Here is a 16,105-nt window from a genome sequence, read left to right as displayed (position 1 = left end):
CGCGGGAATCAGCGATACACGACGCAGAAGTAGACGCCATCGCGACCGCGCGCCATCGCGGCTCCTGCAACTCGCATGTTGGGATCGCTGGTGTAACAAGCCGAAACTCCGGCGGGCGTGTGGGAACTGCTCCATCCGACGCCCTCATAGCGTCCGGGGGCAAACGATCCTGATGGATGAGTTTTCAAACCCGTCGACGCCATCAATTGAGCACGCCGTTCCGCGACCGCTTGCAACTGCGGATCATACGCAAGACCACGTAGTCCCTGTCGAGACCGTTGTGCGTTCAAAGTCGTCAAGACATTCGAAACGGCACCGCCCAGCAGATGTGAACCGGACACCGAATGCGATGCCGGCAACACCGTCGGCTTGCTCGCTTGATGAACGACTCGGCCCGAGTGAACGATCTGGCCCGAGTGAACGACTCCGCCGTTGTGAATGACTTGGTTGCCGTGAAAAACCGGGGTGCTCTGAACAACAGCATCGCCATGAATGACCTGGCCGTGCTGCACCGGAGTTCCGACTGAAACGGTTCGGCTGGAAACTGGCGCACGAGTCACCACGTTGCGGTTTTGGCCACAATTGGTGCAACCAGATCCCGTCGGGATCGTTGTCACCTGAACGCCTCTGCCATTGGCCGCCTGTGATTCAGTTGGCGTGACCAACACTGAGCCACAAGTGATTCCACCAATCGCAATCAAGGCGGGCAGATGAGGCACGAACAGTCGAGGCACAAAGCCTTGGATGAGTTCGACCAACGAATTCAGTTCGGGCAGACGGGAAGCTTCAATCAATCGAGACATTCAACACTCCTAAAGAGAAGGAGCCGGTGGAGCCAATCCATGGTCCAAGTACGAGTCACATCCGTGCGTGGCACCGGCGAAATTCCGTTGCCGCGAACCATTGCGATAACCCGCATCGCGAAAAGGCCTTTTCTGAAAGAAAGCGATCTGAAGATTGGTTTACGAAAATTGCAGGTGACGGAAGTCACCATCCGTTCACCACTTAGAAAAAGTGCGATCGCTCAAAGAAGTTTTGAATGTCTTTCGGGTGAGTCGAAACCACCTGTCAAACTAGGCAAACCTGCTGCAAGCAAATGTGCGGCGAGCCTTGTTGTCAGTGCGCAAACTCGCCCAATTGCTGCAACTTCGCCTTCGTAGCCGGATTCGCCAGAATTCGGACTCTCAACCAACGCGAACCTCTGAATTCTTGCGAATCCAGCCACGACCACTTCAACACGCCTCCTATGCAGGCCTAAGCTCAGGCCACCTTTTTGCCGCCGGGGGCTCGCAAGTCGAACAGCCCAAAGATCTCGTCTCGTGACAATCCACCGGCTTGGGACAACGGCCCAGACTTCGCCGGACCGTCGCCGGCTGCGTTCTTTGATGAATCGCGTTGATCAGCGAACAGCATGTCAAACATTTCTCGTTTTTGGTCCAGCACCGCCGCGATTCGTTGCTCGATCGTGTTGACCGCCATCATTCGCGAAACAGTCACACTGCCGGCCGCACCAATTCGGTGAGCGCGGTTGATCGCTTGATCTTCGATCGCGGGATTCCACCATCGATCAAACAAGAAAACATAGCGACAGAATTGAAGATTCAACCCAACGCTGCCGGCCCCGTAACTCATCAAAATGATGTGGCTGTTGGGATCGTTCTTGAACTGTTCAATCACGCCTTCGCGTTTCTTGTGCGGGATCTTGCCGTGGTATTCCAACGGACCAAATCGTTCGAGCGTTGGTCGCATCTTGTCGATCGTCTTTGTCCACTGGCTGAAGAGGATCGCCTTCTGACCGCTGGCCGCGACCTCTTCCATGTCGGCTTCGAGTCGCTGCAGTTTGGCGCTCGAATTGGTCACCGGATCGAAATTGCAAATCTGCTTGAGTCGCAACACCAATTCGAACACGTGTTGGACGGTCAGTGATTCCTCCAACTCCTCCAAGTGAACCACACCTTCCTTTTCAGCCGTTTCGTAGCGAGCCCATTGCTCGGGCGTCAGATCCACATCGGCGTCGCGATACAATTTGGGCGGCATGTCATCGAGCACCATGTCCTTGGTGCGTCGCAAGATGTAGTCCCCCGCCATGCCGGCCATCTGCGACATGGGCATCCCGGTTTGCAGATATCCGGGCGAGAGAAAATCAAAGATGCCGACCAGATCATCCGGCGAGTTTTCGACCGGTGTCCCTGTCAACGCCCATGATCGGGTGCGAGGGATCGCGCGGATGATCTCGCTGGTCGTGTTGTTGCTGTTTTTGATCCGCTGGGCTTCGTCAAGGGCCACCAAGTCAAAGTGCAAGCCGCCCTCGAGCACGATGTCTTTGTCACGCATCAACAATTCGTAGTTGGCGATCTTGACTGGCACATTGGGTTCACGCCATTGGAACTCTCGCTTGGCCGCGTTGCCTTCGATGGCAACCACCGGAATCTCCGGCGCCCAAACGCTGAATTCACGAAGCCAGTTGCTGACCAATGGCTTGGGGCAAACCAACAGCACACTGCGCAGCTCACCGCTGCACAACAGCATCCGCATCGTGCTGATCGCCTGCATGGTTTTGCCGAGTCCCATCTCATCGGCCAACACACACGCGTAGCGAGGAAACAGGAAAGCAATTCCGTCGAGCTGATAAGGAAACGGTTCAAACGGGAAATTCAATTGCCCGCTGCCGACCAACAAATCAAGTGGCGGTTGCAACAGGTAATACAACCGATCTTGCAGCTTCACGATGTCGTTTGGCGGCTTGATTCGCGAACGTTTGCCGATCGACTTGCAACGCTTCTTGCTACCCTGTTCGGCCTCGGATTTGCCCGATCCTTCGGGACCAATCGAACCGGCAACCGCGTCGGTGGGTTTCTCGGTTGGCTTCGGAATCCAAGACGCTGATTCCGGGAACAGAAATCCCGTTGTCTTTGCGACAAGCGGTGGCAACTTGATCGGCACGCGCATCGGTTGCAACGCCGGCAAAGTCCACTCGCTTGTTTCCAACTCGAAGGCTGTCGCGCAATCCCAGCTGTTGACTTCATCGACCTGGCACGTCATCGCGGGTCGTTGGGATGAAGCCGACGGTCGGGTTTGCGTCGGCGACGCGACATTCGACTGCGTCACGTCGTCCGATAGATTGCCCGAGGTTGCGGACGATGGCGTCGAACTCGATGGCGAGAGTGGATCAGCAGAAACCGGTGACGATTTTCGGAACCACACTACGCCGCCCTCGATATTTGGGATTGAGCCTCTCGGATCGCCTCACGAATTCGTTCGAACGGTTCAATCACGTCGGGGAAGTCGCCCATCTGCTGAGCGACTTGTTCAGCCGCTTCCATTTGCTCCATCGCAACCAACACCGATGCGCCGCAGACTTTCAAGGAACAATGCCCATCGGGTTCTCGAGACACGTAGGCCTTGCCATCATTTTCCGGCGTGGCAACAAACCCAATTGTGCAACTGGCATCGGCCATTCGCAGCGACTCAGTTTGCTCGCACATCAGCATCGAGATCGGCGTGCGACACTTCTTTAGGAGCGTGGGGCCAATGACATCGCAAATCAGATGCTGACGCAGCGTGTTGCCAAACAAAATTTCGTGAGCCTTGGATGGACGCAGCGGCAACGTGCACTGGAATTCCAAGGGACGTCCGCCTCCATTGAGAACGAGCAATCCTCCCGTCCATCCGGTGCGTTCTTGTTGAACGATCGTGAAATAACCAAGCGTCGCAGGTGCCAATTTCGACTCCATCGTGGATTCGGTCAGATGAATGGTTGGTTCAGTCGGGAAAGTTTCGCGGGCGAACGGACGCAATTGACATGCGGGTGTCAACTGCGTCCGCCCACTCGGCGAATGGACGATCGATCACGTCCCGGCTGGGTCGACGAACGAGCCCGATGCATCTGCGGGAGATGCATCCGACTCGTTCGTCCCAGGACGAATCGATCGGTGAATCTGAAAACCTATGAGTGACTCGGGTGACGAAAGCACGTTTTCAAGCGGATAAAAACGTTGGCGATTGAAAGAAAACACTTTGGCAATCGCCGCGGTTCCCATCGGGTAACCAGAGCTGCCAGCCAAACGGTGTCGTTGCTTTTCCCAATCGTTCCTTCTCACCTACTAGCGTCGCGTCAGTTGGTTTCCTTGAGAAGCTAATTGAAGATGGCCATATAGAGTCTGGTCCTTCCGAACGAGGTAGAACTTGGCCTTGGAACCGCGTCGAATGTTGGGTTGGTCGAGGATCTCGGCCAAATCTTCCAGTCCGGCGGTTTGCCAAACATGGATACCCAGCAGAACATCGCCAGCCGTGATGCCTTGTTCGCTGGCAGCGGAACCGGCACGGACATCGGTGACAATCAAACCGCCGCGGTAGTTGGTTCGCAGTCGAGAATTCATGCGGCGAACAAACGACTCGCCCGCCGGTCGCACCGACACACCCACGACTTGCCAAGCAAGTGCCGCGGCCGGGTCACCGAACTCTTGCGACGTCACCGCGGTCGCCAATTGAGTTTGAAAGAACTCACCGTCGCGTTCAAATTCCACTTGCATCGGATCGCCCGGGCCGAGTTCCAACACGGACAATTCGTAGTTCAGTGGATCAGCAATGTTTTGTTGATTGATTCGCACCAAGCGATCGCCCGTCTGCAAACCGGCTTGGTGAGCCGACCCGCCTTCGGACAAACGGGTCACTTGCACGCCACCGCGAGAAACGGCGGATCCGTCCATCCCAATCACCATTCGGCGGTTGTTGTGACGGTTGATCATCTCGGTGACGGTTTCGAGAACTTGATCGATTGGAATCGCAAATGCGATCTGCTGGGCACCAACACGAACGGCAACGTTGACGCCAATCATTTCGCCGTCGATGTTCAACAACGGGCCGCCGGAGTTCCCGGGATTGATGCCAGCACTGGTTTGAATCAGATCGCGATACTGTTGTGTCTCATTGACCGGCACATCACGGTGCAGGGCACTGATGATGCCTTCGGTGCTGGTGTGCACATAACCAAACGCGTTCCCAATTGCGATGACCGTTTCACCGATCATCAAATCGTCGCTGTGTCCGCGAGGAATGGTCGGGAACGGGCCTTGGCCACGCAGTTTCACCAACGCTAAATCGCTTTGCGGATCCGATGCGATCAAGTCCGCCCGGGTGGCTTCGCCGTTGTGCAACGTCACGTTGAGTTCGCTGACATCTTCGACCACGTGATAGTTCGTGATCACATAGCCGCGAGGATCGATGACAACCCCCGTGCCCATGCCATTGACTTGACGGAACGAATCCGGTGCCCCGCCCGCCATGCTGGCTGCGGTCGTTCGGATCGTCTTTTGACCGTGCAAGTTCACCACCGATGGTGATGCACGACGAATCGCGGTCACCGTAGGCGTTTCACGCAACGAACGCGATGACCGACCGGTCGATCGTGTGTCACGCACACTGGCTTCGCTGCTGCGGAAGCTGGTCGCCGTTACGCTTTGCAAATCATCGGCTCGCACCGATTCATCACCGCCGGTACCAACGGTCAATCCCGCCAGCAACCCCATCGACAGCAACACACCCATGGATGGGGAACGATGCGCCGACACGCCGTGACGTGTAGGCGAATGTTTTAGAAACCAACGCATGCAATCCCCGCACTCACGCAATCAAGCGGAAGTCATTGAAACAACCAGAACAACACACTGCCGAAAACAGAGCGTCGCTCCTGTGATGTCACTCGCCCGATCCGACAAAACGGAAGCAAGCGGAGTGACCGGTACGAGGGTTACCATCGGACATCGCCGCAAGGTCGCTTGATCAGTCAGAGACCGCGCCGCAAGGTTTGCCAAACTTCACATTCGGCGGAAAATCGAAGATTTGGTTGAAGCCAAATTCTCAAAAAACACATGCCATTGCGGTAAGAAAACCTCATCAAGGCCGCGAGACCGGTTGCGGTACGAGAGCGTTGCACGCCGGCCAATCGACTCGCCGGATCGCGTTCGTCAACGAATCACTTGGGTACGAGCGGATTGACTCACCTGTGACAGCGATTCGCTACGAAGGAGTGGCCAAACTTGAGCCAACTGCGCTCAATTGTCCAAAAAACTCAGGGGTCCATCGGGAGGTACCACACCGAGTCGACGTTGCCGGTCGGTTAGCTCCTGCGGCGAAGCTTTTGCGATTGGAAGCTCGACCTCAGGAAGCTCCTGCAGTGACTTGCCCGGGTTCGCATCCAACCAAGCCTCTTCAAACATCTTGAGCTGACGTCTGAGCGGAGGAGAGTTCGGGGTCAACTCAACCGCCTTTCGCTGAGTCACGATCGCGGCGGGCAGATTCCCCACCGCGTAATAGCAACGACCACATGTATCCAGCAACGCGTCGCTGCCGGGGCTCATCTCCAACGACTCGATGCTGCGTTTGAGAGCTAGGTCATAGTCGCCTTCGGTATTGCTCACCAACCAAGCGTATTGGTTGTAGAAATTCGCCAACAACATTTCGCGAATCGCGGTTTGGCGTCCCGGACGACCGTTGCCGGTCTCGCGAAACGTTTGCTGCGTCTCATCGATGTCTTCATCGATCTCAGCCAATACCGATTCAATTTGGCCGATCACATCAACCTTCCATTCTTCATTCCAATCCAGGCGATACATCGCGATCAAAATATCAATGTTCTCTGGGTTCATTGAGAAAGCGTTTTGCATCCGTTCGCTGGCAGCCGCCGGATCGCCTTTGTTCGCCAAATCCAGTCCGGCCTGAAAATCCAAATGACTGCGGAGCGACTGATAATCAAAATCGTGAGCCATCAACTTGTGCCGAAAGTCGTCGTCTTTCTCCATCCGATCCACGAGCGGTTGCAACAAAGCGACCACTTCAGCAGGCTGCTGCAACTCCGCGAGATGTTCGGACAACTCCCAACGGGCTGTCGTGGAATCCACATCGTGCAATGGCAATTCATCGATCAGTTTGCGGTACTCGGCCTGAGCCCAATCCGACAAACCACGTTCGATTAGATTTGCCGCGATACGCAAGTGAGCCTTGGCATGACTTTCCAGCAGGACGGGATGCAATTGTGGTTGTTCTGGGTCTTCTGAATTGACCACCGGGTTCAATGCCAACGCCTGTTCGGTTCGTTCAACAGCCAACTCCGGCTGCCCCGATTCCAACAACGCCTCGGCGGATGCGTACAACAACGAAGGCGACTTCTCGAACAGTGACTGATGCTTGGCGTGCGCCGCTGTGATGACATCAAACAACCTGTGATCAATCGCCCACAATGCCGCATCGGTCAACTCTCGTGTGCGTGGCGGAATCACATCGATGTGCCGCGTAAAAAATTGTGAGGCATCGTCGATCTGTCCCAGCACGCGAGCCCTCTCCGCGTTCAACCAAGTCAGTCGAAACATTTCATCGCCGCTGATCGTCGCTCCGGCAGCAATCGCACCACGAGCCGCGTTTTGTTCCGACGCACCTTCATCGATGTCCCAACTGGATTCCATCGCTTCAATCAGCTCGGCCCAGCCTTCCGGTTCGAAACGTCCGGATTCCAACTCGCTTGCGTACTGGAGCATCCACTGACCGCTGAACTCAGTGTCCTTGGCGAAGACTTGTTGCAAGTGCGTCACCATCAATGACCGATCGTAGGCACTCAGTCCCAACCAATCGTCTCGCGAGCCCGCAGTATTCGCATCTGCATTTGCCGTGGTCCATTCGGAACGCAACTCATTCGTCGCCCGAACAGGTTGTGCTAATAAAGCCATCGCCGCAAAACGGCTGAGCTTGGGCTCGGGTTCATAACGAGTCAAACGCACCAGCGCGGGGAAAGCCTCCATCGTTGGAAGCGCCGCCAATCGTCCGATGCGTTGTCGGCGGGCCAAGACGGAACGTGAACCATATTCATTGAGAATCTCTTGAACGATTGGCGAGTCCGTACTGACCGCCCAAGGCACCTCGACACCGCTGGTCAACTTGCGAGCCACAATCGCAATTTCGTTGTCGGGATGGTCGCGGGCCTGTCGCAACGCGTCAAAAGCGGCCAAACCGATTCTCGACAATCGTTGACGGCAACGCACACGAGTCGCGTAACTTTGTGATCCCAATCCCTCGATCAGTTCGGCAATTTCTTCATCATCGACGACGGGCACCGTTCGAAGCCATTCGCTATCGGCCATCGCCGTGTTGCTGACAAACGATCCGCCACCGGGCCCGAGCAAACCCGCCAATGGGACGAGCAGCGTGCTCCCCACCAGGAAGCAAACCACCATCTTCAGAGGTCGACGGGTGGGATTTTGGATTCGCATCGTTAGGACTTCGTGTGAACGAGAGAACCGGTCCAAAAAAATTCGCATTCCGAATTGTAGCAACCTGGGACGACCACACGGGGCTCTCACCCGTGACAATTGACGGTGACATCTCCACTTTGGGTCAGACGCTTCAACGTTTTGTTTGATTCCCCCGGGGCAGACAATTAAGCTGCAACGGTCTGTTGTTGAACTATCCGCCTTTCGTACAGGGTCCCCGTCGCGATGAAGATTCGCTTTGCCTCGCCACTTCTCCTTTTCGCTTTGGCGATTGGCTTTCTGACCGCCACTCAGACCAATACCGCCACCGCTCAATCTGCTGTCCTGGCAGAAATTTACGGTCGCGGTGTCCACGCCTACAACGCTGGAAACTACAGCAAGGCGTACGAATTGCTTTCGATGGCGATCGATAACAACATCCGTGACCCGCGAGCGTATTACTTCCGTGGGCTGGCCGCCAACGCCAGCGGAATGGGATACGCCGAAGGTGATTGGCAAACCGGTGCCGAGCTGGAAGCCCGCGGCGGCGACTCGCGATCAATCGGTCGCGCCTTGTCTCGAATTCAAGGCTCGCAGCGTCTGAAACTCGAACTCGTCCGCGAAAAGGCTCGTTTGCAAGCTCTCGCGACCGGCGCCGCCCGCTCGCAAATCCGTTCGAATGAGCTTTCCGCTCAAGGCCAGCCTTCCGCTCCTTCGCGGGCCCCGGCGATGCAACGTGGTGCCACGCCTCCACCCGCTCCCGCCTCGGACGACAATCCATTCGCGGACGATCTGGCCAATGAGGACGCCGTGGTCGAATCCAACGATGCATTCGAAGGTGCGATGGACAATCCGTTGGCCACCGAAGCTGCCCCCGCCGATGCGTCCGCTGCTCCCGCCGACGGTGGTGCCAGCCCGTTTGACGGTGGCGACGCACCGGCAGACCCGTTCGCGCCCGCTGGTGACGGCGACCCATTTGCCCCTACGGGCGATGACGATCCATTCAGCGGATTCTGATTTAAGACAAAAGCCGGTTTGAGAGGCACGTTGTATAGAAACGCGTGCCTCCTCGAGCTCGGATTCGTTGTTCCCACAATGATTCGCCGTCCGTAAAGTGTGTTCCCCCGAGCACCTTTCCTCCAAACGGTCGCGAATCCTGTGTCTCCCACCATCGAATCCATTTGCCAATCCCTCTCCGCCATCGCTCCATTGAAGCTGGCGGAAGAATGGGACAACGTTGGTCTGCTGTTGGGAGACCGCTCGGCGGAAGCCCACCGGATTCTGACCTGTTTGACAATCACTCCGGCGGTGGTCGAAGAAGCGACCGAGCTGGCGGCGAATCTGATCGTCGCCCATCACCCGTTGCCATTCAAACCGATGGCTCGGATCACGACCGATTCGGCCGCCTCAGCGATGGTTTGGAATCTGTGTCGAGCCGGAATCGCGGTTTACAGTGCCCACACCGCTTACGATTCCGCTCGTTTGGGCATCAACGAACAGTGGGCAAATCGTCTCGATCTGACCTCGATCAAGCCCCTGACTCCGTCGTTGGACGACCCAACGCTCGGTTCGGGCCGCTACGGCGAGCTTTCTGAGCCGATGACGGCGAGAGAGTTTTTGAGCTTTGCTGCAAAATCGTGCGGCTCAACTCGGCCTCGTTTGGTCGGCGATTTTGACCGCTCAATCCGGCGTGTTGCCATCGGTTGCGGCAGTGGAGGCTCGTTCGTTGGTGCCGCCCGCCGAAAGGGATGTGACGTGCTGCTGACTGGTGAAGCCACCCTGCACACGTGTTTGGAGGCGGAAAACACGGGATTAACGATGGCTTTGGTCGGACACCACGCCAGCGAACGCTTCGCCATGGAAACGCTGGCCGAACAACTGCTCCGTGAGATCCAGCCCCTGCACGAAACCTTTGCCGGCGACCAGGATTCGTCGCCCCCGGACCCGTCGGGCAATTGGGTCCGTAGTAGCCAACGCGAACGAGATCCGATCGCAGTTGACCCAATTTCTCTGAACCCGTAACGTTGGAAGTTGGCATGGTTTACGCAAGCCGCACGCTTTCACACCCCCAATCGCACTGATTTGATCTTTTATGTCCATCCTGGAACGTCTTTGGGACCTCCTTGGCCTCGTCTTCGGTAGCACGTTCGAACGTGTTGGCAGCCTGGCCACCAGCGTGTTTGGCTCCGCCAATGCCCGACAAGTTGCGAAACTGCAGGAATCCGCCGACCGAATCACGGCGATGGAACCCAAGTTCGCGGCGATGTCCGACGAGGAACTTCGCGATCAAACCGTCTTGTTCCGCAAGCGACTTCGCGAAGGCGAAACGCTAGACGACATCATGGAAGAGGCATTCGCGGTTTGCCGTGAAGGCGGCAAGCGATTCCTCGGAATGCGTCACTACGACGTTCAGTTGATCGGTGGCATGGTGCTGCACTCTGGCGCGATCGGCGAAATGGTCACCGGGGAAGGTAAAACCCTGGTCGCGACCCTGCCCGCCTACCTGAACGCTTTGGAAGCCAAAGGCGTTCACGTCATCACGGTCAACGATTACTTGGCCCGTCGTGACATGGAATGGATGGCTCCGCTGTACATGAACCTCGGCCTGACCGTCGATGCGATCCAGTCCGGCATGTCGACCAGCGAGAAACAAGCCGCCTACCAGTGCGACATCACATACGGAACCAACAACGAATTCGGTTTCGATTACTTGCGTGACAACATGCGTCCGGCCGCCAAGGGCGACGATCGATTCCCAAGTGAAGTGCAACAATGCCAAGGCCCACTGAACTACGCCATCATTGACGAAGTTGACAATATTCTGATCGATGAAGCTCGGACGCCGCTGATCATCAGCGGACCCGCCGACTTGGATTTGGGGCGTTATGGCGAAGCCGATCGTGTCGCTCGACAATTGAAGAAGGAAGAACACTTCACCGTCGACGAAAAACAACACAACGTCACGCTGACCGATGAAGGCGTTCGTGCGGCCGAAGAATTGGCCGGCGTGGAAAGCTTCTACACCGCGGGCAACATGGAATGGCCGCACCTGATCGACAACGCTCTCAAAGCACATTACCTGTACAAGTTGGACGTCAACTACGTCGTCAAAGACAAACAGGTCGTCATCGTCGACGAGTTCACCGGTCGATTGATGGACGGACGGCAGTGGAGCGATGGTTTGCACCAAGCCGTCGAAGCCAAAGAAGGCGTGCCGATCAAGCAAGAAACACAAACGTTCGCCACCGCTTCGCTGCAGAACATCTTCAAGATGTACAAAAAGCTGTCCGGGATGACCGGTACGGCAATGACCGAAGCCGACGAATTCTGGAAGATCTACAAACTCGATGTGGTCGCGATTCCCACGCACCGTGGACTGCAACGGATCGAGCATCCCGATTTGATTTACTTGACCGAAAAGGACAAGTTCAAAGCCATCGCCGACGACGTCGAACGTACTCACAAATGGGACGTTGTGGTTCTGAAAGACGGCACGGAGATTTGGGGCAACATCAAATCCGAAACCGATTCAGTCGTTGAACTGCTGCCCAAAGGCGAGAAGCAAACCGAATCGTTCTCTCACGAAAAGATTGTTGCGATCGAGCGTGCCGGTCGTCCGGTTCTGGTCGGTACGGTCAGCATCGAAAAGAGCGAACGCCTCTCGGCACTGCTGGAACGCCGCGGCATCAAACACGACGTTCTGAACGCGAAACAACACGGCCGAGAAGCCGACATTGTTTCACAAGCCGGTCGGATCGGCGCGGTCACCATCGCAACGAACATGGCCGGTCGTGGTACCGACATTATCTTGGGCGGTAATCCCGAGACACTCGCCTGGTCTCAACTGCAACACAAATACCCGACGCGTTTGGAAGTGCCAGACGCCGAATGGAAAGCGCTCGTCGACGAAATCGACGAACGCGAAAACATGAGTGCCGAAGGCAAGATCGTTCGCGAAATCGGCGGTCTGTATGTGCTCGGTACCGAGCGACACGAATCACGTCGAATTGACTTGCAGCTTCGCGGTCGTTGCGGTCGTCAGGGCGATCCCGGCGGCAGCCGCTTCTTCTTGTCACTCGAAGACGACTTGATGCGGATCTTTGCTGGCGACTTTGTCAAAAGCATGATGGAACGCATGGGCATGAAAGAAGGCGAAGCCATCGAATCATCCCTCGTCACTCGCCGAATCGCCGCGGCTCAAAAGAAGGTCGAAGAACGCAACTTCGAAATTCGAAAGAGCCTGCTCGAGTACGACGAAGTGATGGACGAACAACGCAAACGCGTTTACCGCTATCGCCAAAACCTTCTCGACGGGCACAGCTCTCGCGAGATGCTGCTGACGTTGATCCACAACGAAATTCAATCGCAAGTCGAAACGTTCCTCGATCCCAACTACGGCGTCGACACGTTCTCGACCTTCGCCGGCGGAAAGTTGGGTTGCCAATTGGACGCACGCGATTTCCAGAACATGGATTTCGAAATGGCGGATACCTACGCGAAGGATCAAGCCGAACGTGCTTCCGAAGTCACCGTCGCCGAAGCCGTGGAAGAGAACCTTCCTGAATCAATGGAAGACGAGTGGAACTGGAAGGCCATGGCGACTTGGGCCAACACTCACTTGGGCACGAATTACCAAGACCACCAGCTGAAGAACAAAGATCGCGAAGAGATGATCGACGAGTTGATCGCTCACGCGCACAAGCAAATCGAAGAGACGGATCTGAGCGAAGGCGAACCATTGTTGGAGGCCGACTATGGCCTTCGAGTCCTTTGCGCCTGGATGCGCCATAAATTTGGAATCGAAACCACGCCGGAAGAATTCCGCGATGTGGAAGATCGTCGCAAGGTTACCGAGGAACTCAACCGACGTGCCGAAGCGGCCTACACCGAGAAAGAAGCCGAGTACCCGGTCCTGACCGGCATCTCGCGATTCACTGACAAACAGGGTGCCCAAGTCTCGCTGGACCGTGAAGGTTTGGTCGATTGGGTACACGGTCGCTTCAACCATGAACTCAGCGTCGATGAGGTCAAACTGAACCGCGACGACCTGAAGGTTCAATTGATTCAGTACAGCAAGCAAACCGCCAGTGCCTCTGGTGGAATGCACGCTCAAGCCGCCGAGAAAGTCGAAGATCTGTTCGGTCGAGCCGACGCTGATGTAACGGCCTCACTTGCCAGCGGACAATCCGGCAAACTGGAAGCCTTGGCGACTTGGTTGCAAGAAGAACTCGGCAATCGAAACACCGCCGAGGACCTTTCGCGAATGAACCGCGCCGAGCTGACCTTGGCCGTCAATGGTGCCGTCGACGACAAATTCCACCCCGAGATGCGTCGGATGGAACGGCAGATCCTGCTGAACATCGTCGACGACTCGTGGAAGAACCACTTGCTGACGATGGACCATTTGCGAAGCAGCGTCGGATTGAAGGGCTACGCCCAAATGGACCCCAAGGTCGAATACAAACGCGAAGGCATGCGTCTGTTTGAATCCATGTGGGATTCAATCGGCGAACGAGTGACCGACCTCATTTTCCGCATGGAGTCTTTTAACGATGACTTCATTCGCAGCACGTGGGTCGACGCGAGAACGCGTCATGACGACGCCCATGAAGCAGGCCGATCAGCTCAGCAAGCTGCCCAAATGGAATCCAACACCGCTGCACAACGTGCCGCCGCGGGAAGCGAAGGACGAGCCGAAGGCAGCGTCGACACCGTGCGAGTCGAAGAGCCTCGGATTGGTCGAAACGCACCGTGCCCCTGTGGCAGCGGCAAGAAGTACAAGAGCTGCTGCATGCGTCGCGACGGCTGATCAAAAAGTGGCATAGGCTTCCAGCCTGTGTTTCAAATCCTAGCGGCAGGGCGCAAGCCCTCCGGTTTCGAACCACCGGACGGCTTGCGCCGCTCCGCTTAAACACCCGGCATCAACGTTCCACTCCCCGCCAAGGACGGCAATCATGTGGCTCAACTTCGCCTATGCCGCTGCACTGACCGCGGTCTCGCCGTTGGTGCTGCATCGGATGATCCGCCACGGTCGCTATCGCCGTGGCATCGGCCAAAAACTGTTGGGGCTTTCATCGGACCGCGCCGCTGAAATTCGCGGTGATGCCGAACGAACGATTTGGTTGCACGCGGTCAGCGTCGGCGAAGTCAATTTGCTTCCCGAGTTGGATCGCCGGCTGAAGAAACTGCACCCCGAGATTGCGCTCGCGATCAGTTCTTCAACGGACACCGGTTACGACCTCGCTCGCAAGCACTTTGGTGATGAACGAGTCTTCTTTTGCCCATTCGATTTCACTTGGACCGTTCGCCGCACACTGAAGAACCTGCGATGCGAGCAATTGGTTTTGGCGGAACTCGAATTGTGGCCCAACCTGATTCGCTGTGCCAAGGAAGCGAACTGTTCCGTTCGAGTCATCAATGGTCGGCTCGGCCAAACCAGTGCGGCACGTTATCAGCAATTCGCGAAACTTCTGCGTTCGACGTTCGCACGTTTGGATGCCGTTGGCTGCCAAGACACCTCAGCCGCTGAGCGTTTTGTGGCCTGCGGAGTCCCATCCGAAAACGTCACCGTCACGGGGTCTCTGAAATTCGACAACGCACCTCGCACTCGTGACACGACTGAGGTCAACGAGCGCATCAACTGGTCGGGGATGGATCCTTGGCACCGGGTGTGGTGCTTTGGCAGCACGCAGGCCGGTGAAGAAGCGATGGCACTACGTGTCTATCAACGTCTTCGATCAAAGCATCCGGAACTTCGGTTGATTTTGGTGCCACGTCACGTGGAACGATTTGAAGAAGTCGCATCACTGATTCAGTCGCAAGGTTTGTCGGCCGTTCGCCGCAGCAGTAATGACAGCCAATACGCTGACCAATGGGAATCGGAAGAAGTCATCTTGATCGACACCATTGGTGAACTTCGTCACTGGTGGGGCGTCGGTCAAATCGCGACGGTCGGTGGCAGCTTTGGTGATCGCGGCGGCCAAAACATGTTGGAACCCGCCGGTTATGGATGTGCCGTTTCGTTCGGCCCCAACACGAAGAACTTCGACACGATCGCGAAACAATTGATCGCCGCCGAGGCAGCCGTGCGAGTGGCGAATGAAACAGAACTCGAACAATTTGTTTCACGCTGTCTGACCGACATTCCAGCTGCCGATTCCCTTGGCCAATCCGCTCGCGACTTGGTCAACCAGCACCGAGGTGCGTATCAGAAAACGCTTGAGATGTTGATTCCAATGCAAGTTCAGTCACGTCAAAAAGCCGCTTAACTAAAATTCCTCCGTAGGCCGTACCGAGCAACGCGAGCTACGGCATCCAAACCCAACCTGTCGCACGTTGGTCCTCAACGTGAACCACCCACCAAAAAACGAACCGCGAGCAAACACCCGGTCCGAATCAAACCGTGCCGAATGATTGCCGGAACTCCGCTGCCACTGCGGTCCGGCCTACGGATGGGTCACATGGCAAACGTAGCTGAGCATGCCAAGTAGGCCGTACCGAGCAACGCGAGTTACGGCATCCACACATAACCTGTCGCAGGTTGGTCCTCAACGTGAACCACCCGCCAAAGAACAAAACCCGCGATCAAACACTCGGTCGGAATCAAATCATGCCGACTGATTGCCGGAACTCCGCTGACGCTGCGGTCCGGCCTACGAATGAGTCACATGTCAAACGTTGCCGAGCAAGCCAAGTAGACCATACCGAGCAACGCGAGTGACGGCATCCAAACCCAACCTGTCGCACGTTGGTCCTCAACGTGAACCACCCACCAAAGAACAACGCCCGCGATAAAACGCCCGTTCCGAATCAAATCGTGCCGACTGATCGCCGGAACTCCGCTGACGCTGCGGTCCGGCCTACGG

Annotated in this window: 10 protein-coding genes; 5 read left to right on the top strand and 5 right to left on the bottom strand. The window is 56.4% G+C overall.

The genetic code is table 11. The annotated features are described in order from the left end of the window. Positions 1–8 precede the first annotated feature (8 nt). Positions 9–803: a CAP domain-containing protein gene (locus tag RB_RS24410; protein WP_011123404.1), complete on the bottom strand. Its 795-nt coding sequence runs from the start codon at positions 801–803 to the stop codon at positions 9–11. Between the two features lie 63 nt (positions 804–866). Here RB_RS24410 and RB_RS24405 point away from each other — a divergent pair, with 63 nt between their 5' ends. After that, positions 867–1,160 (top strand): hypothetical protein, encoded by a 294-nt coding sequence (locus tag RB_RS24405; RefSeq protein ID WP_231845949.1) that lies wholly within the window; start codon positions 867–869, stop codon positions 1,158–1,160. Between the two features lie 100 nt (positions 1,161–1,260). On the opposite strand, the gene RB_RS24400 is transcribed toward RB_RS24405, so the two are convergent. The 4 genes from RB_RS24400 to RB_RS24380 all read right to left on the bottom strand — a co-directional run bounded on the left by RB_RS24400 (position 1,261) and on the right by RB_RS24380 (position 8,261). Continuing rightward, positions 1,261–3,204 (bottom strand): DEAD/DEAH box helicase, encoded by a 1,944-nt coding sequence (locus RB_RS24400; protein WP_011123401.1) that lies wholly within the window; start codon positions 3,202–3,204, stop codon positions 1,261–1,263. Continuing rightward, on the bottom strand, positions 3,204–3,797 hold the full coding sequence (locus RB_RS24395) for a hypothetical protein (RefSeq protein WP_011123400.1): 594 nt from the start codon (positions 3,795–3,797) through the stop codon (positions 3,204–3,206). Before RB_RS24395 ends, RB_RS24400 begins: the two co-directional genes overlap by 1 nt. Before the next feature lie 306 nt (positions 3,798–4,103). After that, positions 4,104–5,546 carry a trypsin-like peptidase domain-containing protein gene (locus RB_RS24385; RefSeq protein WP_164922459.1) on the bottom strand — a complete coding sequence of 481 codons (1,443 nt, stop codon included), beginning with the start codon at positions 5,544–5,546 and terminating at the stop codon, positions 4,104–4,106. Positions 5,547–6,053: 507 nt separating this feature from the next. Then, the gene (locus RB_RS24380) at positions 6,054–8,261 is read right to left on the bottom strand and encodes a tetratricopeptide repeat protein (RefSeq protein WP_231845947.1); all 2,208 of its coding nucleotides are present in this window, start codon (positions 8,259–8,261) and stop codon (positions 6,054–6,056) included. A 225-nt stretch (positions 8,262–8,486) separates the two neighbouring features. Here RB_RS24380 and RB_RS24375 point away from each other — a divergent pair, with 225 nt between their 5' ends. From RB_RS24375 to RB_RS24355, 4 genes are all read left to right on the top strand, one after another. Next, complete coding sequence (locus RB_RS24375; protein WP_007328068.1) at positions 8,487–9,257, top strand: hypothetical protein; 771 nt, start codon at positions 8,487–8,489, stop codon at positions 9,255–9,257. 141 nt (positions 9,258–9,398) lie between these two features. Next, positions 9,399–10,262, top strand: coding sequence for a Nif3-like dinuclear metal center hexameric protein (locus RB_RS24370; RefSeq protein ID WP_007338546.1), 864 nt, complete (start codon positions 9,399–9,401; stop codon positions 10,260–10,262). Between the two features lie 70 nt (positions 10,263–10,332). Beyond that, positions 10,333–14,049 carry a preprotein translocase subunit SecA gene (gene secA / locus RB_RS24365; RefSeq protein ID WP_007338547.1) on the top strand — a complete coding sequence of 1,239 codons (3,717 nt, stop codon included), beginning with the start codon at positions 10,333–10,335 and terminating at the stop codon, positions 14,047–14,049. 145 nt (positions 14,050–14,194) lie between these two features. Then, positions 14,195–15,508 (top strand): 3-deoxy-D-manno-octulosonic acid transferase, encoded by a 1,314-nt coding sequence (locus RB_RS24355; RefSeq protein ID WP_011123393.1) that lies wholly within the window; start codon positions 14,195–14,197, stop codon positions 15,506–15,508. Positions 15,509–16,105: the final 597 nt, after the last annotated feature.

Origin of the sequence: Rhodopirellula baltica SH 1, from assembly GCF_000196115.1 — a bacterium.
Lineage (GTDB): Bacteria > Planctomycetota > Planctomycetia > Pirellulales > Pirellulaceae > Rhodopirellula > Rhodopirellula baltica.
Note: the sequence above shows the minus strand (reverse complement) of the source record. Positions and strands in the feature narration are given on the sequence as shown.

Coding starts and splice junctions, on each gene's coding strand:
- RB_RS24385 (WP_164922459.1), bottom strand. CDS start 5,546: ATGGGTGTGTTGCTGTCGATGGGGTTGCTGGCGGGATTGACCGTTGGT.
- RB_RS24380 (WP_231845947.1), bottom strand. CDS start 8,261: ATGCGAATCCAAAATCCCACCCGTCGACCTCTGAAGATGGTGGTTTGC.
- RB_RS24410 (WP_011123404.1), bottom strand. CDS start 803: ATGTCTCGATTGATTGAAGCTTCCCGTCTGCCCGAACTGAATTCGTTG.
- secA (WP_007338547.1), top strand. CDS start 10,333: ATGTCCATCCTGGAACGTCTTTGGGACCTCCTTGGCCTCGTCTTCGGT.
- RB_RS24375 (WP_007328068.1), top strand. CDS start 8,487: ATGAAGATTCGCTTTGCCTCGCCACTTCTCCTTTTCGCTTTGGCGATT.
- RB_RS24355 (WP_011123393.1), top strand. CDS start 14,195: ATGTGGCTCAACTTCGCCTATGCCGCTGCACTGACCGCGGTCTCGCCG.